At 73.4% G+C, this 21708-nt stretch carries 17 protein-coding genes; 3 read left to right on the forward strand and 14 right to left on the reverse strand.

The annotated features are described in order from the left end of the window. Positions 1-2: 2 nt before the first annotated feature. The 4 genes from V6U79_RS01310 to V6U79_RS01325 are packed head-to-tail and all read right to left on the reverse strand — an operon-like array spanning position 3 to position 5063. Positions 3-1355 carry a formimidoylglutamate deiminase gene (locus tag V6U79_RS01310; protein ID WP_334519291.1) on the reverse strand — a complete coding sequence of 451 codons (1353 nt, stop codon included), beginning with the start codon at positions 1353-1355 and terminating at the stop codon, positions 3-5. Continuing rightward, positions 1352-2551, reverse strand: a complete 1200-nt coding sequence (locus tag V6U79_RS01315) for an allantoate amidohydrolase (protein ID WP_334519270.1) — start codon at positions 2549-2551, stop codon at positions 1352-1354. The genes V6U79_RS01310 and V6U79_RS01315 overlap by 4 nt, the downstream gene beginning before the upstream one ends. Next, positions 2544-4202 (reverse strand): urocanate hydratase, encoded by a 1659-nt coding sequence (hutU, locus tag V6U79_RS01320; RefSeq protein ID WP_334519267.1) that lies wholly within the window; start codon positions 4200-4202, stop codon positions 2544-2546. Before hutU ends, V6U79_RS01315 begins: the two co-directional genes overlap by 8 nt. A gap of 12 nt (positions 4203-4214) precedes the next feature. Further along, a complete protein-coding gene (locus V6U79_RS01325) occupies positions 4215-5063 on the reverse strand; it encodes a MurR/RpiR family transcriptional regulator (RefSeq protein ID WP_334519265.1) in 849 nt (282 codons plus the stop codon). Between the two features lie 361 nt (positions 5064-5424). On the opposite strand from V6U79_RS01325, the gene V6U79_RS01330 reads away from it, so the two are divergent. The 3 genes from V6U79_RS01330 to V6U79_RS01340 all read left to right on the forward strand — a co-directional run bounded on the left by V6U79_RS01330 (position 5425) and on the right by V6U79_RS01340 (position 9237). Beyond that, positions 5425-6261, forward strand: coding sequence for an LLM class flavin-dependent oxidoreductase (locus V6U79_RS01330; RefSeq protein WP_334519262.1), 837 nt, complete (start codon positions 5425-5427; stop codon positions 6259-6261). A gap of 206 nt (positions 6262-6467) precedes the next feature. Beyond that, a complete protein-coding gene (locus tag V6U79_RS01335) occupies positions 6468-7211 on the forward strand; it encodes an SDR family NAD(P)-dependent oxidoreductase (RefSeq protein WP_334519259.1) in 744 nt (247 codons plus the stop codon). A 286-nt stretch (positions 7212-7497) separates the two neighbouring features. Continuing rightward, positions 7498-9237, forward strand: coding sequence for a S1 family peptidase (locus V6U79_RS01340; RefSeq protein ID WP_334519256.1), 1740 nt, complete (start codon positions 7498-7500; stop codon positions 9235-9237). Positions 9238-9279: 42 nt separating this feature from the next. Here the strand turns inward: V6U79_RS01340 and V6U79_RS01345 are convergent, their stop codons facing one another. From V6U79_RS01345 to V6U79_RS01390, 10 genes are all read right to left on the reverse strand, one after another. Continuing rightward, positions 9280-10533 (reverse strand): DUF1501 domain-containing protein, encoded by a 1254-nt coding sequence (locus tag V6U79_RS01345; RefSeq protein WP_334519253.1) that lies wholly within the window; start codon positions 10531-10533, stop codon positions 9280-9282. A gap of 1 nt (position 10534) precedes the next feature. Continuing rightward, positions 10535-11806 carry a DUF1800 domain-containing protein gene (locus V6U79_RS01350; RefSeq protein ID WP_334519250.1) on the reverse strand — a complete coding sequence of 424 codons (1272 nt, stop codon included), beginning with the start codon at positions 11804-11806 and terminating at the stop codon, positions 10535-10537. A 184-nt stretch (positions 11807-11990) separates the two neighbouring features. Beyond that, positions 11991-13424: a tyrosine-protein kinase domain-containing protein gene (locus tag V6U79_RS01355; protein ID WP_334519247.1), complete on the reverse strand. Its 1434-nt coding sequence runs from the start codon at positions 13422-13424 to the stop codon at positions 11991-11993. Between the two features lie 109 nt (positions 13425-13533). Next, entirely contained in the window at positions 13534-14904 is a 1371-nt protein-coding gene (locus V6U79_RS01360) for an O-antigen ligase family protein (RefSeq protein ID WP_334613170.1), read from the reverse strand. Then, positions 14901-16046: a glycosyltransferase family 4 protein gene (locus V6U79_RS01365; RefSeq protein WP_334613172.1), complete on the reverse strand. Its 1146-nt coding sequence runs from the start codon at positions 16044-16046 to the stop codon at positions 14901-14903. The genes V6U79_RS01360 and V6U79_RS01365 overlap by 4 nt, the downstream gene beginning before the upstream one ends. 1 nt (position 16047) lies before the next feature. Beyond that, positions 16048-16944: a glycosyltransferase family 2 protein gene (locus V6U79_RS01370; RefSeq protein ID WP_334613173.1), complete on the reverse strand. Its 897-nt coding sequence runs from the start codon at positions 16942-16944 to the stop codon at positions 16048-16050. Continuing rightward, positions 16937-18178 carry a polysaccharide biosynthesis protein gene (locus V6U79_RS01375; protein WP_334613175.1) on the reverse strand — a complete coding sequence of 414 codons (1242 nt, stop codon included), beginning with the start codon at positions 18176-18178 and terminating at the stop codon, positions 16937-16939. Before V6U79_RS01375 ends, V6U79_RS01370 begins: the two co-directional genes overlap by 8 nt. Beyond that, on the reverse strand, positions 18175-19074 hold the full coding sequence (locus V6U79_RS01380) for a glycosyltransferase family 2 protein (protein WP_334613177.1): 900 nt from the start codon (positions 19072-19074) through the stop codon (positions 18175-18177). The genes V6U79_RS01375 and V6U79_RS01380 overlap by 4 nt, the downstream gene beginning before the upstream one ends. Then, entirely contained in the window at positions 19061-20194 is a 1134-nt protein-coding gene (locus tag V6U79_RS01385; RefSeq protein WP_334613178.1) for a glycosyltransferase, read from the reverse strand. Before V6U79_RS01385 ends, V6U79_RS01380 begins: the two co-directional genes overlap by 14 nt. A gap of 59 nt (positions 20195-20253) precedes the next feature. Beyond that, positions 20254-21696: a sugar transferase gene (locus tag V6U79_RS01390; RefSeq protein WP_334613180.1), complete on the reverse strand. Its 1443-nt coding sequence runs from the start codon at positions 21694-21696 to the stop codon at positions 20254-20256. Between the last annotated feature and the right edge of the window lie 12 nt (positions 21697-21708).

A 21708-nucleotide genomic window follows, 5' to 3' on the forward strand; every position in this document is an offset into this window, starting at 1 on the left:
GGTCACGCCGTCACCCGCTCGATGGAGGTGCGCAGCTCGGCCGGCACGTCCACGGTCAGGTGCCGGCCCTCGGCGACGACCGGCCGGCCGTCGACCACCACGTGGCTCACGTCGGCGGCGGTGGCGGCGAAGAACGCCCCGACCGGCGGCACCCCGGCGGTGCGGGCGCTGTCCAGCCGTACGGTGACCAGGTCGGCGCGGTCGCCGACGGCGAGCCGCCCGGCGTCGGCCCAACCCAGCGCGGTGTGCCCGGCGACGGTGGCGGCGGTGAGCAGCTCGACCGGGCTGAAGTGCCCCCGCCTGCGGGTGCGCAGCCGCTCGTCCAGCTCCACCGCCCGGGCCTCCTCGAAGAGGTCGACCACGGCGTGGCTGTCGCTGCCCAGGCTGAGCGGGCTGCCCGCCTCGGCCATCCGCCGGGCCGGGCCGATGCCGTCGGCGAGGTCCCGTTCGGTGGTCGGGCAGAGGCAGACGCCGGTCCGGCTCTCCCCGAGCAGCGCCAGGTCGGCCCCGGTGGGGTGGGTGGCGTGCACGGCGGTGGTGTGCCGGCCGAGCGCCCCGTGGTCGGCCAGCAGCCGGGTCGGGGTGCAGCCGTGCACCGCCCGGCAGGCGTCGTTCTCGGCGGGCTGTTCGGAGAGGTGCACGTGCAGCGGCACGCCGGCCCGCTCGGCGAGGTTGGCGACGGTGGCGAGCTGCTCGGCCGGCACGGCGCGGACCGAGTGGATCGCCGCACCGACCCGCGCGTGGTCGTTCTCCGGCCGGAAGGCGCCGACCCGCTCCGCCCAGCGCGCCGCGTCCCCGTCACCGAAGCGTCGCTGCGGCCCCGCCAGCGGCTCGCCGTCCACAGTGGCGGTCAGGTAGCAGGCGTCGAGCAGGGTGAGCCGGACGCCGGCCTGCGCCGCCGCCTCGACCAGCGCGGCGGACATCGCGTTCGGGTCGTCGTACGGGCGGCCGTCGGGGCCGTGGTGCAGGTAGTGGAACTCGCCGACGCAGGTGATCCCGGCCAGCGCCATCTCGGCGTAGGTGGCCCGGGCCAGCGCCAGGTACGAGTCCGGGTCGAGCCGGGCGGCGACCTCGTACATGCCGTCCCGCCAGCTCCAGAAGTCGCCCCGGCCGCCGTGCGTCCGGCCGCGCAGCGCCCGGTGGAAGGCGTGCGAGTGGGCGTTGGCCAGGCCGGGCAGGGTGAGCCCCGGCAGCCGTACGGCGTCGGTCAGCACCTCCACGCCGGCGGCCGGCCGGCCCCCGGCGGTCAGCGGGGCGATCGCGGTGATCCGGCCGCCGTCGGTCTCGATCAGCACGTCGGGAGTGGGTTCGGCGTGCTCGGGCAGCCAGGCGTACTCGGCCAGCCAACGGTTCACCGGCATGTCAGCTCCTCCAGCACCCGGGCCAGGGCGGTCACTCCGGCGGCGCAGTCGTCGTCGGAGGCGGACTCGGCGGGGGAGTGCGACACCCCGGTCGGGTTGCGCACGAAGAGCATCGCGGTGGGCAGGTGCGCGGCGAGCACCCCGGCGTCGTGCCCCGCCCCGGTGGGCAGCACCGGCGCCGCCAACAGCGCGGCCAGCCGGTCGGCCAGCCCGCCGTCGAAGGCGACCAGCGGGGTCGCCGACTCCTCGGTGAGGGTCAGCTCGGTGCCGTCGCGCCGGGCCCGCTCGGCCGCCTTGGCGTGCACCGCCTCGACCAGCCCGCGCAGCGTCTCCGGCTCGGCCGCCCGGGCGTCCAGCCACCCGGTCACCCGGGACGGGATCGCGTTGGTGGCGTTCGGCTCCACCGACACCCGGCCGACGGTGGCGTGCGCCCCCCGCAGCCGGGCCTCCTTGTTCGCCGCCAGCACCGTGAAGGCGTACGTCAGCATCGGATCGCGACGGTCGGCCATCCGGGTCGTACCCGCGTGGTTGCCCTCGCCGTGGACGTCGAAGCGCCACCGGCCGTGCGGCCAGATCGCGCTGGCGACCGCGACCGGCGCGTCCTGCTCGACCAGCGCGCGGCCCTGCTCCACGTGCAGCTCCACGAAGGCCGCGAACCGGCCCAGCAGCGCCGGGTCGGCGCCCGCCGGCCGGTCGCCCAGCGCCTCGGCGAAGCTCACCCCGGCCGCGTCGCGCAGCCCGGCCGCGCGGGCGACCGCGATCTCCCCGGCGAGCAGCCGCGACCCCAGGCAGGGTACGCCGAAGCGGGCCCCCTCCTCCTCCACGAACGCGGCCACCGCCACCGGCCGGGCCGGCGCGACGCCCGCGCCACGCAGCTCGTCGACGGCGAGGAACGCGCTGACGATGCCGAGCGGCCCGTCGTACGCCCCGCCGTGCGGCACCGAGTCGAAGTGGCTGCCGGTGAGCACCGCGTCCCCGGCCCGCGGGTCACCCCACCAGGCGAAGAGGTTGCCGTTGCCGTCCTCGGTGACCGGCATCCCGCGCTCGTCGGCCTGCGCCCGGAACCAGGCCCGCAGGCGCAGCTCCGGCTCGGTCAGGGCGTAGCGCAGGTAGCCACCGCTGCCGGCGTCCCGCCCCACCGGCGCGATCTCGTCCCACAGCTTCCGGAACCGGCTCGCGAGATCACTCATGCGGGCCCTCGGCCATGGGCACCCGGACGCCGGTCCGCTCGGCGACCTCGCGGGCGCCGTCGTAGCCGGCGTCGACGTGCCGGATGACGCCCATCGCCGGGTCGTTGGTGAGCACCCGCTCGATCTTCTGCCCGGCCAGCGCGGTGCCGTCGGCGACGCAGACCTGCCCGGCGTGCAGCGACCGGCCGATGCCCACCCCGCCGCCGTGGTGGATGGAGACCCAGGAAGCCCCGCTGGCGGTGTTGACCAGGGCGTTGAGCAGCGGCCAGTCGGCGATCGCGTCGGAGCCGTCGGCCATCGCCTCGGTCTCCCGGTACGGGCTGGCGACGCTGCCGCAGTCCAGGTGGTCCCGGCCGATCACCAGCGGCGCGGAGAGCTCGCCGGAGGCGACCATCTCGTTGAACCGCACCCCGGCCTTGTCCCGCTCGCCGTAGCCGAGCCAGCAGATCCGCGCCGGCAGGCCCTGGAAGGCGACCCGCTCCCCGGCCATCCGCATCCACCGGGCCAGGGACTCGTTCTCCGGGAACAGCTCCAGGATGGCCCGGTCGGTGGCGGCGATGTCCTTCGGGTCGCCGGAGAGCGCCGCCCAGCGGAACGGGCCCTTGCCCTCGCAGAACAGCGGCCGGATGTACGCCGGCACGAAGCCGGGGAAGTCGAAGGCGCGCTCGTACCCGGCGAGCTGGGCCTCGCCGCGGATGGAGTTGCCGTAGTCGAAGACCTCCGCGCCGGCGTCGAGGAAGCCGACCATCGCCTCGACGTGCTTCGCCATCGAGGTCCGCGCCCGGTCGGTGAACTCGGCCGGCTTCGCCGCCGCGTAGTCGGCGGCGTCGGCCAGCTCCACCCCGACGGGCAGGTACGACAGCGGGTCGTGCGCGCTGGTCTGGTCGGTGACGATGTCGATCTCGACGCCGCGCACCAGCAGCTCGGGGAAGACGACCGCGGCGTTGCCGACCACGCCGACGCTGAGCGCCCGCCGGTCCCGCTTGGCGGCGAGCACCCGCTCGATCGCGTCGTCGAGGGAGTCGGCCACCTCGTCCAGGTAGCGGTCGTGCACCCGGCGGTCCAGCCGGGTCCGGTCCACGTCCACGATCAGGCAGGCGCCGCCGTTCATGGTGACCGCGAGGGGCTGCGCCCCGCCCATCCCGCCGCAGCCGGCGGTCAGCGTCAGCGTCCCGGCCAGGGTGCCGCCGAAGCGCTTCGCGGCGACCGCCGCGAACGTCTCGTACGTGCCCTGGAGGATGCCCTGGGTGCCGATGTAGATCCACGAGCCGGCGGTCATCTGCCCGTACATGGTCAGGCCGAGCTGCTCCAGGCGGCGGAACTCCGGCCAGGTCGCCCAGTCGCCGACCAGGTTGGAGTTGGCCAGCAGCACCCGGGGCGCCCACTCGTGGGTGCGCATGACGCCGACCGGGCGGCCGGACTGCACCAGCATCGTCTCGTCCTCGCGCAGCTCGGTCAGCGTCCGGACCAGCGCGTGGTACGACGGCCAGTCCCGGGCCGCCTTTCCGGTGCCGCCGTAGACGACCAGGTCGTCGGGGCGCTCGGCCACCTCCGGGTCGAGGTTGTTCATCAGCATCCGCAGGGCGGCCTCCTGCGGCCACCCCTTCGCGGTGCGTGCGGTGCCGCGGGCGGCGCGGACGGGCTGGTGCATCTCGTACTCCTCTCAGCCGAGGAACAACTGGCGACGGGCGGCGGACGACTCGAACGCCTCCAGGCGGGCCTGCGTGTCGCCCGGGGAGGCGTCGCAGATCGCCTGGAGCACGACCATGGCCAGGGTCATCGGGGCGGTGTGCAGGTCGAAGACAAGGTCGGTGCCGACGGCGGCGGGGAGTACCACCTCGGCGTAGTCGGTGGCCGGGCTCACCGGGGAGTCGGTGATCGCCACGACGGTCAGCCCGGCGTCGCGGGCCTCGCGCAGCGCCTCGAAGGTCTCCCGGGGGTAGCGGGGGAGCACGAAGGCGAGCAGGGCGCTCGCCCCGGCGGCGGCGGCCTGTTCGAGCCGGTCGGTGAGCAGGCTGCCGCCGTCGTCGAGCACCCGGACGTCCGGGTGCACCTTCGCGGCGAAGTAGGCGAAGTACGCGGCCAGCGGCGCGGCGGCGCGCAGCCCCAGCACCGGCAGGGGGCGACTCGCCGCCAGCAGGTGACCGGCGGTGGCGATCCGGTCCCGGTCGGCGAGCTGCCCGGCGAGCCGGTCCAGGTTGGCCATCTCGGCCCGGACCGCCCGTTGCAGCTCGTTGCCGTCGCCGGCGGCGCCGTCCGCGCCGGCGGTGACCTCGCGCAGGCGGCGGCGCAGCGCGGGGTAGCCGTCGTGCCCGAGCGCGATGGCGAACCGGGTCACCGAGGGCTGGCTGACCCCGGCGAGTTCGGCCACCTCGGCGGCGGACAGGTACGCCGCGGCGGCGGCGTGCTGCACCAGGCAGTGCGCGATGCGGCGTTGGGTGGGGGTGAGCCGGACGCCATGGAACAGGTCGAGCACCCGGTCAGGGGGTGCGGCGACAGTTCCGTCATTCATGCCGTGACTCTATGCATGAAAACTTTCATAGGCAACCGTCGCGAAGACGCGGGACGGTAAGACGAACGGTGCAACTCCTGATCAAGGAAGTAGCATCCGATGTCCGAAAGATCATGCGTTGTGGCGGAGAACAGGGCTGCTGCCGGTCACCGAAAGTAGTCGGCGCTGCTGCGCACCGAGACGGCGATCGGCGCCGACCCGCGCGTTGTCCGCGGCAGATTCGTGCATTCAAGTGCTGCAACATCCGCGACAACGGCCGACGCGGGGTATTCGACGGCAACCTCGGGCACCGGCACCGGCACCGGCACCGGCACCGGCAGCGGGCGCCGTGGCGGCTCCGCGCGGTCTAGGCTCGGCCGTCATGACGACTCTCGGTGTGGTATTCCGCCCGCAGAACCCGCCCGAACGCCTCCGGTCCGTCGCGCGCGCCGCCGACGAGGCTGGCCTCGAACAGCTGTGGCTCTGGGAGGACTGCTTTCTCGAAAGCGGCATCGCCACCGCGGCCGCGGCCCTGGCCTGGACCGACCGCCTGGCAGTGGGCATCGGCCTGCTGCCGGTGCCGTTTCGCAACGTCGCGGTGCTCGGCATGGAGGCCGCCACGCTACACAGGCTCTTCCCTGACCGGGTGCTGCTCACCCTCGGCCACGGCGTTCAAGAGTGGATGGGCCAGGTCGGTGCACGGGTCGGCTCGCCGCTGACCCTGCTGCGCGAGCACGTCGAGGCGTTGAAGGCGCTGCTGGCTGGCGAGACGGTCACGACCTCGGGTCGTTACGTTCGGCTCGACAAGGTCAAGCTGGACTACCCGCCGGCGGGTACGACCCGAATCTACGCCGGTGCGACCGGGCCCAAGACGCGCGCTCTCGCATGCGAGGTCGCCGACGGGATCCTGCTGACGGCCGGCACGCCACCGCAGGAGGTGGCCGCCGTCAAATCAATGGCCAAGGCCATCACGGTGTACGTGCATGCGGCGACCGGCCCCGACGCCGAGACGCGCATGGCCCGTGAGCTGGAGTTCTGGGGCGAGTCCGACAAGTTAGACACAGCGGCAGTCGGTGGCGCCGCCGATATCGCCGCTGTCGTGAACCGCTACAGAGACGCCGGAGCCGATGCCGTGATCCTGCAACCCACCGCTGACGAACCCGACCTCGAGGGCTTCACGCGGTTCACCGCACAACAGGTCCGCGCTCTGGTGCCATGATATTCGTCAATGCTTTCTTGGCGAGCAAGGCGCCCCGAGGCAGCCCTATCCGCTGAACCGGGTGTACGCACGTCGCCAGAGGAGGATGTTGTCGGCGGTGCGCTGGGGGGGTGGTTGCCACCGGGCAGGTGGGCCGTACCGGTGACGCGAACGCGACGTCCGATCACCGCCGGACGGCTGCGCCTGTATCGACCAGGCTTTGCGTCATGAACAACGCACTTGACGGCAAGGTAGCTCTGGTTACCGGTGGTGGTCGTGGCATTGGCGCTGCTGTGGCGTTGCGCCTGGCCGAGGAGGGCGCCGATGTGGCGCTGACGTTCCAGCACAACCAGCAACGCGCCGACGACGTGGTGGACCAGATCGAGGCCGCGGGACGGCGAGCGATCGCCGTGCAGGCGGACAGTGCCGACCCGGCGGCGGTGGTCGCCGCGGTTGACCGGGTCGCGGGTGAGCTGGATCGGTTTGACATCCTGGTCAACAACGCCGGCGCGTTCCTGCTCGGACCGCTCGAGCAATTGAGCCTGGAAGCGTTCGAACAGACCGTCGCGGTCAACGTTCGGGCGCCGTTCGTCGCCTCGCAGGCGGCGGTGCGCCACATGTCGGCCGGTGGGCGGATCATCAACATCGGCAGCAACGTGGCCGAGCGGGCAGTCTTCCCGGGCTTCTCGCTGTACGCGATGAGCAAGACCGCGCTGATCGGCCTGACCAAGGCTCTCGGACGGGAACTCGGCGGCAGGGCGATCACCGTGAATCTGGTGAACCCAGGGGCCACGGACACCGAACTGAACCCGGCCGACGGCCCGAATGCCGAGACGATCAGCGGGTTCACCGCCCTCGGCCACTACGCGCAGCCAGCCGACGTGGCCGCCGCGGTGGCGTTCCTCGCCGGCCCGGACGGGCGTTACATCACCGGGGCGACGGTCAACGTCGACGGCGGCTTCACCATCTGATCATCGGCTGACCGCCGTCCGGTCCACCCTTACGCACAGCTACGGCCCGTCCCTGCCCGCCCTACCGGGACGGGCCGTACCTCTTGCCGGTTGCTCGAGTCGCGAGCCAGACATTCTCGATTGGGCAGATCGCGCACTGCCGCGCGGCAGCACCAGTGGTCTTCGCCCCTCACGCTCCGATTCATGACTCTCGGCGAGACCGGCCCGCGGTGGGGCCCGGTCGGCGGACGGAGACACGAGCGTCGTCTCTGTAGTATCCGCTCGGCGGGTGAGCAGAGGAGTGGGCATGCAGCCGGACGGTCCGTACAGGTTCACCGAGGTGATGGGCGTCTGCCAGGTGGGCAGGGCCTGGTGGGCCGTCGACGGGCAGGACCGGCTGGTGACCGTCGCGGTGCTCGAACCCGTGGTGGCCGAGGACCCGGCCTGGCGGCGGGCCTTCTCCGGGATGGCCGACGCGCTGGCCGCCCCGGGCGGCGCCGGCGGGCCGTACCTGGCCGCCGACTTCACCGCGCCCGCGCCCTGGGTGGCGTACCCCGCCGACGGGCCCGGCGCCGACCGGCTCTTCCTCGCCCTGGGCCACGAGATCCACAGTGACCAGCCGGCCGAGGAGAGCACCGTGGCGATGCTCCAGGTGCCCACGACCCCGCAGTCGCAGCCGGCGCCGTGGGCGGTGCAGGGCGACCCGACGCAGGTCTCCGCCCCGCCGCAGCCGGTCTCCACGCCCCCGGTCTCGTCGCCCCCGCACCCGGTCTCCACGCCCCCGGTGTCGGCCCCACCCCACCCGGTCTCCACACCCCCGCACCAGATGTCGGGCCCGCCGGTGTCGCCGGCCTACCCGCAGCCGGTGAGCGTCCCGCCGGACGACCCGCTGACCTCCACCGCCCGCCGGATCCAGCCCTCCCCGCCGCCCCGGCGCCGTACCGGGCTCTGGCTCGGGATCGTCGCGCTGGTGCTGGTGGTGCTCGCCGCCGCCGGTGGCGTGGCCGTCTGGGTCGGGTCCGACGACGGCGAGGGCGCCCCGCCGCCGTACACCCTGGAGGAGCGGGCTGTCGCGGTGGCCTCGCCGTCCCTGGTCTACGTGGAGGTCGTCTTCACCGGATACCTCCGGGACAAGCAGACCGGGACGCCGCTGCGGGCGGCGCCGATCACCTTCAACCGCCGTTGCAGCGGTTTCGTGGTGAGTCCCGCCGGCCACGTGCTCACCAACGGCTTCTGCGTGCGGCCCACCGGAGACACCCCGCGGCAGAACGCCCTCTACGCGCTGGGCCGGATCCTGATCCAGGAGAAGAAGCTCGAGCCCGGCAAACTCGACGAGTACGTCGCGCGGCAGCTCAGGACCACCGTCCTCACCGGCATCGACTCGGCGAAGGAACCGGCCGTCCGGCTCTTCGGACAGCTCAACGTGGCCAGGGGCAACCTCACCGAGGGTCCGGCGATTCCCGGCGAGATCGTCCGGACGTGGGATCCGCAGGCGGGCAACGTCGCCCTCGTCAAGCTCGCCCAGGAAGGTCTGCCCGTGGCCGAGCTGAACACGTCGGCCGACCTGTCGGAAGGGACGGCACTGCTCTCGGTCGGGTACGCCACGGGCGAGAAGGACCCCCTCACCGCCGCCTACACCGTCGCGTCCAAGCGGGTGACCGTGACCGGTGCGGGCAGCCTGGGGCCGGTCGCCGTGACCCGGGTCAACGACGACGTGGGGATCCACTCCCGCGGTGGACCGGTGCTCGACACCAACGGCCGGGTCGTCGGCATCCTGGACAACGACGAGACGCTGCCCGACAAGGCCAACCGTCTCGTCGTGCCGGCGTCCACCCTGGACGCGATGCTCGGCGAAGCCGGGGTCACCGACGGCCTCGGCGACACCGACAGGCTCTACCGCAGCGGGCTCGACGACTACTTCGCCGGCCGGTACGCCGAGGCCATCAGCCGGCTCGACACCGTCGCGGCCCGGTCGCCCGCCAACCTCGTCGCGCGGACCTACCGGCAGAACGCGGCGGACCGCCTGAAGATCGAGGGGAGCGACTGAGCCGCGCTCCGGCCGCCCGTTACCCGGGCCGGTCCGTCGCCGCTACCGGCCGCCGCGCAGGAGCGGGAGCGACCGCGGCTGATAGCCGTTGAGGTACCGGGCCGGGTCGGCCTTCAGCACGGAGTCGAGCAGCGTGCCGAAGACGTCGCGGAAGTCCACCGTCGCCCGGAGGTCCCCGTCGTCCAGGTCGACCAGGCTCGGCTGTTCGCCGTACAGGCCACCGGCGACCCCGGGGCCGAGCACGAGGAGCGGACCGGCCGTGCCGTGGTCGGTGCCGTCCGACGCGTTCGCCCGGACCCGGCGCCCGAACTCGCTGTACACCGCCACGGTCACCCGCCGGCCCGCCGGAGTCCTCGCCATCCGGTCCAGGAACGCGGCGAGCGCCTCATCGAGCTGCTTCAGCAACCACTCCTGTCCGACCCGCTCATTGGCGTGCGTGTCGAATCCGCCCAGGCTCACCGAGTAGACCCGGGTGGGCACGCCCGCCTCGACGCACCGGCCGACCAGGGCGAGCTGCGCGGCCAGGGCGCTACCGCCACCGGTCGCGGTCGACGGCAGGGGCGGCGGCTCGCCCGTCGCGGACGGGGCCCCCCGCTCCGCCTGGTGGACGAGCCGGTTGACCTGGAGGAACTCCTGGTGCGCCTGGGCCGCGCGGGCCTGGAGCGCCGACTCGCCGTCCTGGGGCCGCCCCAGCGCGGCGACCATCTCGGCGTCGATGCCGCCCGGGAGATCCAGCCCGCCGACCGCCACACACGCGCCCACCCGCGTCTCACCCACCAGCAGCGGCGGGAGTACCGGCTCGAAGCTGACCGCCGCCTCGGCGGAGGCGTCGGTCCCGTCGAGCCAGCGGCCCACCCAGCCGGTGGGCAGGGGCAGCTTCGGCGACCCCGTCTGCCAGATGTCCATGGACCGGAAGTGGCTCCGGTCGGGCCGGGGATAGCCGACCCCGAGCACCACGGCCAGGCGCCGGTCGTCCCAGAGCCGCTTCAGGCCGGTCAGCACCGGATTCAGCCCGAGCGCGTCGTCGAGACGCAGCACCCGCTCGGGGGGGTACGCCAGCTCGGGGCGGGCGGAATGGTACGCCGCGTCCGCGTACGGGACGACGGTGTTGAGGCCGTCGTTGCCCCCGTACAGGGTGACCAGGACCAGCTTGTCGAGGCCGTCGTCCGCTCCCGACCCGGGGTCGCCGGCGGTGGCGAGCAGTTCGGCCAGGCCCAACCCCCCGGCGGCCAGCGCGGCGGCGCCGCCGGCGCCGGCCGAGGCGAGCAGGAACCTGCGTCGGGTCAACGAGTCCATCTCAGATCACCAGGTACTCCGGGCTCGCCAGCCCGAGGGTCAGCAGCTGCCGCGGATTCCTCGCCTGCTTCAGGGCCAGGTAGGTCCGGGGCGTCCACGTCTCGACCGCGAGGAGGGTCGCCAGCTCCTCGGCGGTCAGGCGGTCGATCTCGGCGAGACCGGCGAGCAGGTCCGCCAGGTTCAGGCGGACCTGCGCCGCGGCCGAATTCAGCCACGCCGTCCCGCTCGGCCAGCCGCCCACGCTCGGTGGGGCGAAGGGGACCTGCCCCAGGCCGCCCAGCCCGGCCAGGATCCGGTTCAACGTGTCCTCCGGCAGGCGGGCGGGTCGGATGCCCAACTGCCGCAGCGCGCCGACGAGCCACTCCACCGGCTGCTTCACCAGCCGGTGGCGACCCGACCGGAACTCGTCGTCCTCGAAGAGGGCCCGCAGCATGCGCATGCCGACGGGGAACGCCGCCCTCATCCGCTGCTCGATGGAACCGGCCATCGGCTCGGTGGAGGAGCCGTACCGGAACCACAGGCGGGACGCGATGAACCGGGCGCAGGCCGGCTGCCGGGCCAGGAGGTCGACCAGCGTGTGGGCGTCGAAGTCGGCGGTGCTGCCGAGGATCGTCTTCGGTCCGGCGTCGTGGACGCCGGGAAAGAAGATGGCCGTCTCCGGGACACCCAGATCGGTCCTCCAGCCGGTCAGCGCCCGGCCCGCCTCCTTCACGTCCCGCTCGGTGTAGTTGCCGATGCCCAGCAGGAACAACTCCATCAGCTCGCGGGCGAGGTTCTCGTTGGGTGCGTCCCTGGTGTTGAGTTGACCGTCGAGCCAGTAGACCAGTGCGGGATCGGAGACCAACTTCCTCGCCATCACCCCGATCGTCGGCGAGCTGCGGATCTTCCGGTGCTGCGCGAGCATGAACTGGGGGCTGCCGACCTTCCGGATCGACGTGGCCCAGTGCCCGTGCCAGAAGAAGATCAACTTTTCGTGGGCCTGGTGGTCGGCGGCCGTCAGCCGGTCCAGCCACCACCGCATGAGCGCGCTGGTGTGCACCCGCCGGGTCGCCTCCGCCGCGGTCCGCTGCTCGGCGGTCGGGTTCGGCAGGTCGTCGAAGGGGTCGCGGCCGAGATCCGGCATCGGTGCGGTGGCGGCGCCCCGGTCCGGCCCGGCCGGTGCCATCAACCTCGACACGGTCGCCGCGTAACCGGCCTTCTTCGCTGCCGCCAGCTCGGACGCCGTCGGGCCGAAGCCCGCCCGCCGCAACAGCATCGCGACGTCATCGCTCATCGTTGTCAACCTACGTGGAGGTCGCGGGATCCCGAGGACCGGTCTCTGCCGTCCACTGTGCCCCGCCGGGCCAGGCGCGCCCATTCTAGCCGGACCTCCTGCTCGCGGTGGCCCCCCGAAACCGGGTCGGGCCGTCGTCCGCGGCTGCCCGGACGCCCCCCGACGGCGCCGACCCGGACGCCCACTATCCGGCCGGCCGGACCACGATCAGGCCGAGCAGGTTCGCGCGGGACCTGCGCAGCGCGCCCACCGTGGCGGCGAGCTGGTCGACCTGGGTGGAGCCGACCCGCGCCAGCACCGCGGTGGCGTCCGTGGCGGTCACCAGGGTCTCCGCTTCCGCGTCCAACAGCAGCGGCGGACCGTTGATGACGACCAGGACCTGGTCCCGCCGACACGACTCCAGCAGGTCGGCCAGCCGGTCGGGCCGCAGCAGCAGCTCGGGCGGTTCCGGTGCGACCCGGCCGGTGGGCAGGACGAAGAGCGGTAGATCCGGATGCCAGTGGACCGCCACGTCGCTGACCGACGCCCCGCCCCGGAGGACGTCGGCCAGGCCGGTGTCGTTGGGGACGGCGAACAGTTCGTGGACCTCGGGGTTCCTCAGGTTCGCGTCCACCAGCACCACGGTCTCGCCGGCCCGGGCGCACGCGATGGCCAGGTCGGCGGCGGTGCCGGCCCCACCGTCACCGGCGGCGCCACCGAGCAGCGTGATGCTGGTCGACGGTTCGCCGATCGCCTGTAGCCGGAGCGTCGTCCGCAGCCGCCGGAAGGCTTCCGCCCGGTCGGAGTTCTCGTCCCACGCCATGACGGGCGCCGCCTTCGGGTCGGCGTCGACCACCCCGACCAGGGCCAGCCCCGCGACCTCGGCGGCGTGGTCCGCGTCCCGGACGGCGCGCTCCCGGGCGTACGCCGTGAGCGCCGACGCCGCCGCCACGAGCAGACCACCGGCGAGACCGAGGCCGACGTTGGTCAGCGGCCGCGGCGAGTCCGGGGCCGGTGGCGTGGTCGCCCGCCGTACGACGGACACCTTGACCGGCGGCGCGTCGACGCCGGTCGGCCGCTCCAGCCGGCCGATGTAGCCGGGGAACTCGTCCGCGATCGCGTTGGCGATGTCCCGGGCCCGTTCGGGATCCGCATCGCCGACCTCGACGGTCAGGACCGCCGTGCTGGCCTTCCCCGTCACCTCGACCTGTGCCGTCAGCTCCTCCGGGGAGTACGGCAGGTCCAGCCGGTCGATCACCGTCGCGGCGACCTCGGGACTGTTGCCGATCTCGGCGTACGACCGGACGCGTTGCAGGATGTAGTTGCCGCCGGTGTCGAGCTGGCGGATGTCCTTCGTCGGGAAGTTCGGCGAGAAGAACAACTGCACGTCCGCCTTGTAGACCGGGGTCTGGAGCACGGAGGCCAGGCCGCCGCCCAACCCGCCGAGGAGGACGAGCGTGAGCACCGCCCAGCGGTACCGGAGCAGTGCCCGCAGCTGGTGACGGGGCGTCAGCCGGGTCCACTGACCGACCGCCGAGCGCGACCTGTCGACGACGCCACGCAGACCCGGCCGCTGCGGCGGGGGGTCCGTCGCCGGGATGACCGCGTCGGCGGGCCGGAGTCCGTCCGAAAGCCTCACTGTTGATCCTCACTCGCTTCGGCCGGCCGCCCACCGGAGGCCGGGCCCGACTCGTACGTTCGTGCGCCCGGTCGCACCGACGATCCCGGGCTCCCCGCGGCGGTGCTGCTCATCGCGCCCCGGCGAGCAGCGCCTCGGCCGGCGCCGGCGGCTCCCGCCCCGCCGTCCCTGCCGCGCCCGGATCCTCGCCGACGGCCAGGCCGGCCGCCAGGATCAGCACGGCGACGGCGCACGGCCACAGGTAGAAGTCGAAGAAGGAGATCTGCACCGCGATCCCCACGACCAGCATCCGAGCCGCCGTCGACCTCGACCGGACCAGCAGGGCCACCAGTATGGCGAGGAAGGGCAGGAGGGTGAGCAGCCCGAAGTCGTACCAGAGGGTGAGGTAGCTGTTGTCGAAGGTCTGCGCCAGGTGGTCGCCGATCCCGACCTCCTGGAAGAACCGGACGTGCGCCTCCGGTCCCAGGCCGAACAGCACCGTGTCGTAGCTCTCCCGCAGGCCGGACCACGCCGCGTCGAACCGGCTGTACCGGGCGGTGGCCGAGCTCGACCCGGTCATGTTGGACAGCCGGGAGTCGACCATGTCGAGCGCGTTCCGGACCGGGGCAGGACGGACCACCAGCAGGCCCGCGCCGACCAGGGCGCCGACCGCCAGGACAGCGACACCACGGCGGGTCACCTTCCGTTCCTGGGCGAGGTACCAGACGACGACCGCACCGGCGATCCCGAACCAGGCGCTACGGGAGCCGGAGAGCAGCAGGCCGACCGCGCCGGCGGCGAACGGCACCTGCCACAGCCGCCCGCGCAGGGCGATCGCGACGCACATCGACATCATGCACCAGGTGCCGTAGACGATTGGGTGGCCGACCGTGCCCACCGACCTGCCCTCGCCCGCGGACGAGGTGAACGCGTTGCTGGTCGCCAGGTCGTCGAGGACCAACCAGGTCCCGGTCACGCGCTGGTGGATGGCGAGGAGCGCCACCGGCACCCCCGCCCACGCGAACGCCCTCGCCAGGCGCCTGAGCGCCGGCGGGTCCTGCCGTGCCTCCTCGACCACGTGCCAGGCGATGACGGCGTAGCAGACGAACGGCGCGAGCGCGAAGACCAGGTCCTTCGGTCCCCGCCAGTGCGCCAGGGCGGCGAGGAGACCCGCCGCCGGCAGGGCGAAGGCGGCCATCCCGACGGAGGCCAGCGGGACGTCCGGGTGGAACCGCTGGAGGCGCCCGAACAGGGCGATGGCCGTCGCCGCCAGCAGGACGACCCACACGGGTTTGGTGGGGTAGCCCGGATCGGCGGTGACCGGCACGAGGAGCAGCACCGCGAAGAGCGCGTGGTTCAACCGGGACGGGGTCCCGAGCCCCCAGAGCAGCAGCGCGGCCAACCCCAGGACGCCCAGCAGGACGGGCCGCCAGCCGGCCAGGAGCCCCACCGTCACCGCCAGCACGGCGGGCAGGCCGAACGTTCTCACGGATCCGGTCACGACAGCTTCGCCCGCAGTTGTTCGAGGTGGGCGACGAACGCCGGCGCCGACGAGGGGGCCGCGTTCAACTCGTGCGCCCGTCGTAGCGCCGCGGACGTGAGCCGGTCGACGCCGTCGTCGTCCCCGGCCAGGGAGAGCAGGGTCCGCGCCAACGCCTCGGCGTCGGGTTCCACCAGCACACCGCCCCCTTCGGCGAGGAGTTCGGTGGTGGCCCCCGCCCGGAACCCGATCACCGGCGTCGCCGACATGAGCGACTCCAGCGTCACCCGTCCGTACGCTTCGTTGCGGGACAGCATCAGGGTCGCATCGGCCTCGGCGTAGAGGGCGTGCGGATCGTCCGTCCACTCGGTGACCTCGACGAGGTGACCGACGCCGTGCTCCTCGGCGAGCGCCCGGAGTGCGCGCTGCGCGGCCGGGTCACCGACCCCGGCCAGCTTCAGCGCCAGGGGCCGTCCCGCCCTGGCGCAGCGCCCCAGCGCCTCGATGGCGTCCGCCTGCCCCTTCTCGGGGGTGTAGCGCCCGAGCAGGACGAGCCGCTCCAGCTTCGCCCGGCCACGGCGACCCTCGGCCACCCGGTCCCGGGCGAGGGGCGCGACCGACGGGGGGATCACCCGCAGCCGCTCCCGGGCGGCGGGAGCCGCGGCCAGCAGCTGGTCGGCGACGTACTGCGAGATCGCGACGATGCCGTCCGCCAGGCCGGCGATCGTCCGGGCGATCGTCGCCCTCGGTACGGCGGAGCGCAGGCTCGGGTTGGTGAGCAGGCTCTCCCTGATCGTCCAGACGTGGGGGAGCCCGGCCATCCGGGCGGCGATCGCGCCGGCCGGGACGACGGCCGAGTTGGTGACGACCAGGTCCGGTCCCACCCGCCGCAGGTAGCGCAGATACCGGGGAACGGAGGCCGCCGCCTGTCCCGAGCGGACCAGGCCGACCAGCGGCGTGTGCCGCCGTCCCATCCACAGCCGGGTCGGCAGGACCACCACGTCGGCGCCCACCCGCACGAGTTCGGCCCGCAGCGGGCCCTCCGCCGGTATCGAGACGGTGGCCCGGTGGCCCCGGACCTCGACCGCCTCCCGCACCAGCGCGATCAGCGAACGCTCCGCGCCCATCAGGTCCGCCGAGTGGCTCACGAACAGGATGTGCACCCTAGAACCTCTCGGTGGGGCCGTGCACGCCCCGCAGGCCGTCCCAGTACCCGGCCAGGACGGCCAGCGAGGCGCGTCTGCCCTCCCGGCCGCCGACGGCGATCCGCCACAGCGACCGGGCCAGGTTCCGGTAGTGGATCGGCTCCTCGAGCAGCAGCCTGCGCAGCGGACGGGGATAGTGCTTGCGCACGTAGAGGAGCTCGTTGCGGTGGTGGTAGTACCGGGCCCGGGGGCTGGATCCGCTGAGGCTGCCGCCCCGCTCGTGCCAGACCTCGGAACCGCACACGAACCCGATCCGGCCGCCCGCCACGCTGATCCGCCGGACCAGGTCGAACTCCTCCTTGTAGTGGAAGAACCGCTCGTCGAACAGGCCGACCCGGACGACCCAGGACAGGCGCATCAGCAGCGCGGCGCCGGTGACCATGTCCACCTCGTGGGCGCCCTCGGCGCAGCCGGCGCAGCGGAACGGGCGGACCTTGCCCTTCGGCAGCATGGCGGCGACGACGTAGGGTTCGGCGCTCGGATCGCTCGGCTCGGCGGAGGTCGTCTGCAACGACGTCGCAACCACGAACCGGTCCGCCTGGCCGAGCAGGGTGGCCAGCGCGTCCGGCCGGGGCACGCAGTCCGCGTTCAACAGCCAGACCCAGTCGGCGCCCCGGGCCTGAGCCTCCCGGATGCCCGCGTTCATGCCACCCGCGTAGCCCAGGTTGCGGTCGAGCCGCAGCAGGGTGGCGGGCCCGGCCGCCCCCGCCAGCTTCTCGACCGAGTCGTCGCTCGAACCGTTGTCGACGATGACGACCTCGAGTGCGGTGCTGCCGTCGAGGACCGCCCGGAGACAGCGCAGGGTGTCGTCCGCGCAGTTCCAGTTGAGGATGACGGCGACGACTGTTTCAGGCACTGGTGCCAACCTCACTCTTCATGGACCCGGTCGGGGTGTCCGGCGCGGGCCGCGCCGCGGAGCGCTTCCCGAGGACGACGGCGGTGGCCGTGCTGTGCAGCGCGAACAACACGACGGAGACGAGGGCGACGCCCACGGCCCCGAACTCGGCGGCGGTGAGCGAGTATCCGCCGATCGCCACCACGGCGGTGCCCGCGGCGATCACCGCGGTCGCGCGTTCGCCGCCGAGGTTGACCAGCCGGGCGCTCAGGATCTTGCCGAAGGTCACCGCGATGCTGCGCGCCACCAGCACGAGGCCGAGCAGGAGGGCGGCCTCGTACCCGCTGGTGAGCACGCCGATCGCCGCCAGCCCGACCAGGACCAGCACCCCCATGCCGGCGGCGAGGTACAACGCCCGGCGCAGCACCGCGCGCAGCCGGTCGGTCGAGCCGTCCGCATGGTCGCCGAGGGTCCGCTGCGCCGCGACGACCGCGCCGGCCTGGGTGAACTCGATCGCCGCCACGGCCAGCGAGTACACGGCGAGCACGTCCGGTCCCTGGTGACGGGCCAGTGCCAGCTGGTCGAAGCGGTAGGTGAAGACCTGGGCCACCGCCCCCGCGTGGGTCAGCCCCAGCCGGGCGACCCGTTCCCGTGGAGGTGACGCCCGTCGGGCCAGCGGGGCCAGCGACGGCCCGTGCGTCGTCCACAGCGCCAACGCCATCAGCGCCTGGCATCCCAGCCAGGCGAGCAACCATAGCTCCGCCTCCTCGACGGAGGCGAGGATCAGCAGCACGTAGAGCGCCGGCGCGATGGCGGCGAAGGCGGCGCGGTACCGGTAGACGCTCAGGAACTCACCGAGGGTGAGTCCCGCCGCGGCGGGGACGTTGCTCGCCGCGATGCACGCCGCGCCGACGGCGGCGATGCGCGGGTCGGCCTCCTCCGCGTAGCGCGCGAAGGTCCAGGCCAGCACCGCCGTCAGGGGCACGGTGGCGAGGTAGAGGACCAGGCTGCGCCGCCCGGCCCGCTCGTCCAGCCACTGCCGGCCCTGCGCCAGCAGGAACGTCTCCAGCGACAACCCGCCGACCGCCACGCCGGTGGCGGCGCTGGTCGTGGTCGCCACCAGCAGGCCGCGTTCGGCCGGCGGGAGGGCGACGCTGAGCAGGATGGCGACGCCGGACATCGCCAACGCCGCGACGTACATCAGGGTGGCGCTGCCCGTCACCTGCCGGACCGCACCCCGCACCGACCGGGTCATGCGAGCAGTCCCGCGACCGTGCCCCGGACGACCGCGGTCGCCGCCTTCGGGCCGGCCACCACCAGCGCCCGGCCCGCGTAGAGGAGCCGGGCCAGCGCCGCCAGGGGAAGCCGCCGGCGGTGGTGCTTCCGGAAGAAGATCATGCAACTGCGGCTGGCGTGGAAGTACGTGGTGAGCGACTTGGCCCGCAGGTCCCGGCTCGCGCCGGTCGCGCCGCCACCGGCGTGGTCGACCTGGAGATCGGCGACCACGGTGACCGGGATGCCGAGGCGGGCGGCCCGGACCGCGACGTCCGCCTCCTCGTAGAAGAGGAAGAAATCCTCGGTGAAGCCGTCCAGCTTCTCGAACGCCGCGCGGGTGAGCAGGACGGAATGGCCGGCGACGTAGGTCAGGGTGCGCGACGGTCCGGCCGGCGGCTGCCCGCTGCGGCCGGTCCACAGGTCGAGCGTGTCCAGGTCGGGACGGGTGCCGCCGGCCGCGTCGACGCTGGTCGTGGCGCCGATCGCGCAGTCGCCGGCCCGGCGCACCTGAAGTGCCGACGCGAGGGCGCCGCCGGTGATCCTGGTGTCCGGGTTGAGGACCCAGACGACGTCGGCGCCCGCTTCGAGGAGCCAGCGCGCGGCCCGGTTGTTGCCCGCGGCGTAGCCGACGTTGCCGTGGCCGTGGATCACGCGGACCAGCAGGCCGTGCCGGCGCGCGAACTCGGCCACCGGTTCGAGTTCCCGCCGCTGGTCGCTGTTGTCGACGATCGCGACGGCGACCCGTGGCCGGGTACCGGTGTGGTGGGCGACGAGCGAGCGGACGAGTCCCGCGCAGTCGTCGGCGGACCGGTAGTTGACGATGGCGATTCCGAGGGTGCCCACCGCGGCGTCCCCGCCGCCGCTACCCGACGACATCCGCCACCCACCCCGAGAACGCCGCGGCGAACGCCGCTTCGGAGAACCTCGCGGCGTTGGCGCCGATCCGGTCCTGGTGCAGCTCGCCGACCCGCGCGGTGAGCGCCGCGAAGTCACGCGGGTCGGTGGCGTCGACGAGGAAGCCCGTCTCGCCGTCGACCACCGTCTCCAGCAGGCCGCCGCGACTGATGCCGATGACCGGCGTGCCGCACGCCTGCGCCTCGACCGGGATGATGCCGAAGTCCTCGTGGACCGGGAAGAGCAGGGCCCGGGCGCCCCAGTAGAGCTGCCGTAGCCGTTCCCTGCTCGGCCTGACCTCGATGGTGACGGGCACGTCGGCGCGCTCCGCGAGACGTCGCAGGTTGACCTCCTCCGGCCCGGAGCCGGCGATGACCACCGGCAGCCCGGCGGCCTCGGCGATCGCGATGATCAGGTCGAACTTCTTGTAGGGGATCCACCGGCCCACGCCGAGCAGGTAGTCCCTAGGCTGGGCCCGGTCGGCGGCCGGCGCGGAGGAGAAGAAGGCGACGTCCACCGGCGGGTTGATCACGACAGCGTCGCGTCGCCAGTAGTGGCGGATCCGCCCCTGCACCTCGCGGGAGTTGGCCGCGTAGCTGTGGACGTGCCGGCTGAACCGGACGTCGACGGCCTGGAGCGCGCGTCGTGGCAGGGCGAGCAGGGGGCTGGAGCCCCGGCCATCGAAGGCGGGGCTCCAGAGGTACCGGGCCGGCGCGTGGACGTAGCTCAGATACCGGGTCGTCTCGGGCGGCCCCAGTTTCACCGTGTGCGCGAAGGCGTGGCTGGACGAGAGGACCACGTCGAACCGCTGGCGGGTGAGGGTCCGCCAGGTCATCGGCATCAGGGGAAGCGCCAGCGCCTTGCTGTGCCGGACCGGGGTCCGGGCGAGCCACGACTCCCGCAGGCCCGGCTCCTCGACGCCACGGTCCTTCCACAGCACGAACCGCTCCGCGTGCGGGACCAGGCCGGCGATGTTCCGGAAGACCTGCTCCGAGCCGCCGGTGGCGCCGAACCACTCGTGGACGAGCGCCACGGACGAGCCGGACAGCGCGCCGAGCCCGTGCTGACCGGCCTGCGGGGTGGGCCCCGTGGTCGTGCTCACCACCTTGAACTCCTTGTCGGGTGAACCTGCTGTGGCTTCGCGGCGGCGGTCGGGTCCGGTCAACGACCGCCACCCCGAAAGACCTCCGCCACCGTACGCAGCACGATCCTGATGTCCAGCCACAGCGACCAGTTCTCGACGTAGTAGTTGTCGAACCGGGACCGGTCGGAGATGGGCGTGTCCCCACGCAGGCCGCTGACCTGCGCCAGCCCGGTCAGCCCCACCGGCACCCGGTGGCGCGTCGGGTAGTCCGGGTACGCGGCCGAGAACTTCTCCACGAAGTACGGCCGCTCCGGTCGCGGCCCGACCACGCTCATCTCGCCGCGCAGGATGTTCCACAGCTGCGGCAGTTCGTCCAGCGACGTACGGCGCATGAACCGTCCGATCGGCCCGATCCGCCGGTCGTGCGCGATCGACCAGGTGGTCTGCGACTCGTGCTCGTCGGCCGGGCGCATCGACCGGAACTTGATGACCTGGAACGGCTTGCCGTACCGGCCGATCCGCTCCTGGCGGAAGAAGATCCCGCGACCGCCGTCGAGGAACGTCGCCACCGCGCAGAGCAGGAGCAGTGGGCTCAGCACGAGCAGCGCGAGCGAGGCCAGCACCACGTCCGAGGCCCGCTTGATCGCCCATCGTGGACCGGAGAGCGTGAGGTCACCGATCCGCACGATGGGGAAGGCGCCGACGTGGTCGGGATATCCGCCCTGTGACCCGGACCCCCAGAGGCGGGGAACGGCCCAGAGGTCACAGCGGGCGCTGGCCGGACGCAGGAGGTAGTCCATCACCGTCGCGTCCGGACAGTCCGGGTCGGCGATGACCAGGACCTCGCACTCCACCAGCCGGACCAGCTGCTCCAACTCGTCGAGGGTGCCGATCAGCGGCAGCCCGTTGTCCCGCCGCGACGGCGCGTCGACGCAGCCGACGAAGCGCAGGCCGTACTGGGGGTAGCGGCGGAGCAGCCGGGCCAGCTCCGCGCCGATCGGGCCGCCGCCGACGATGATGGCGTTGTGCTCCATCCAGCGGCGCTTGCGCGCCACGATGGTGAGCGTCCTGGTGCCGGCGCGGCCGACGATCACCAGCCCCGCGGAGAGCGCCACGCCGTGCATGAACCCGCTGACGTACGGCACCGAGTCGTGGCGGTAGGCCGCGATGATGGCCACCACCGCGCCGCAGGCCAGCAGGCGTCCGCAGAGGGCGGGCAGCTCGTCGAGGATGCTGAGGTGACGCCGGGCCCGGTAGAGCCCGCCGGTGGTGAAGACCGCCACCGCGAGGGCGGCGTTGGCCAGCGTCCCGCGCCAGTAGTCCTGGCTCAGCAGCAGGGGAGCGAGCAGCGCGGTGAGGTCGACCGGGAGGGTCAGCATCCAGGCCCGCAACCCGCGGGTCCGCTCCGAGGCGCGGGAACTCGCGTACGGCAGCACCGCGGTGGTGTCGAGACCGGCGTGCGTCCGTTGCGGCCGCGTCGTGATCGCAGCCGGATCTCTGGTCGCCGGATGGCCGGACATTGTGGATTCTCC

The sequence above is a fragment of the Micromonospora psammae genome, assembly GCF_036902725.1.
Lineage (GTDB): Bacteria > Actinomycetota > Actinomycetes > Mycobacteriales > Micromonosporaceae > Micromonospora.

Excerpts from the sequence above, each read along its gene's own strand:
- V6U79_RS01315 (WP_334519270.1), bottom strand. The coding sequence starts at position 2,551 with ATGAGTGATCTCGCGAGCCGGTTCCGGAAGCTGTGGGACGAGATCGCG.
- hutU (WP_334519267.1), bottom strand. The coding sequence starts at position 4,202 with ATGCACCAGCCCGTCCGCGCCGCCCGCGGCACCGCACGCACCGCGAAG.
- V6U79_RS01325 (WP_334519265.1), bottom strand. The coding sequence starts at position 5,063 with ATGAATGACGGAACTGTCGCCGCACCCCCTGACCGGGTGCTCGACCTG.
- V6U79_RS01330 (WP_334519262.1), top strand. The coding sequence starts at position 5,425 with ATGACGACTCTCGGTGTGGTATTCCGCCCGCAGAACCCGCCCGAACGC.
- V6U79_RS01335 (WP_334519259.1), top strand. The coding sequence starts at position 6,468 with ATGAACAACGCACTTGACGGCAAGGTAGCTCTGGTTACCGGTGGTGGT.
- V6U79_RS01340 (WP_334519256.1), top strand. The coding sequence starts at position 7,498 with ATGCAGCCGGACGGTCCGTACAGGTTCACCGAGGTGATGGGCGTCTGC.
- V6U79_RS01345 (WP_334519253.1), bottom strand. The coding sequence starts at position 10,533 with ATGGACTCGTTGACCCGACGCAGGTTCCTGCTCGCCTCGGCCGGCGCC.
- V6U79_RS01350 (WP_334519250.1), bottom strand. The coding sequence starts at position 11,806 with ATGAGCGATGACGTCGCGATGCTGTTGCGGCGGGCGGGCTTCGGCCCG.
- V6U79_RS01375 (WP_334613175.1), bottom strand. The coding sequence starts at position 18,178 with ATGACCCGGTCGGTGCGGGGTGCGGTCCGGCAGGTGACGGGCAGCGCC.
- V6U79_RS01380 (WP_334613177.1), bottom strand. The coding sequence starts at position 19,074 with ATGTCGTCGGGTAGCGGCGGCGGGGACGCCGCGGTGGGCACCCTCGGA.
- V6U79_RS01390 (WP_334613180.1), bottom strand. The coding sequence starts at position 21,696 with ATGTCCGGCCATCCGGCGACCAGAGATCCGGCTGCGATCACGACGCGG.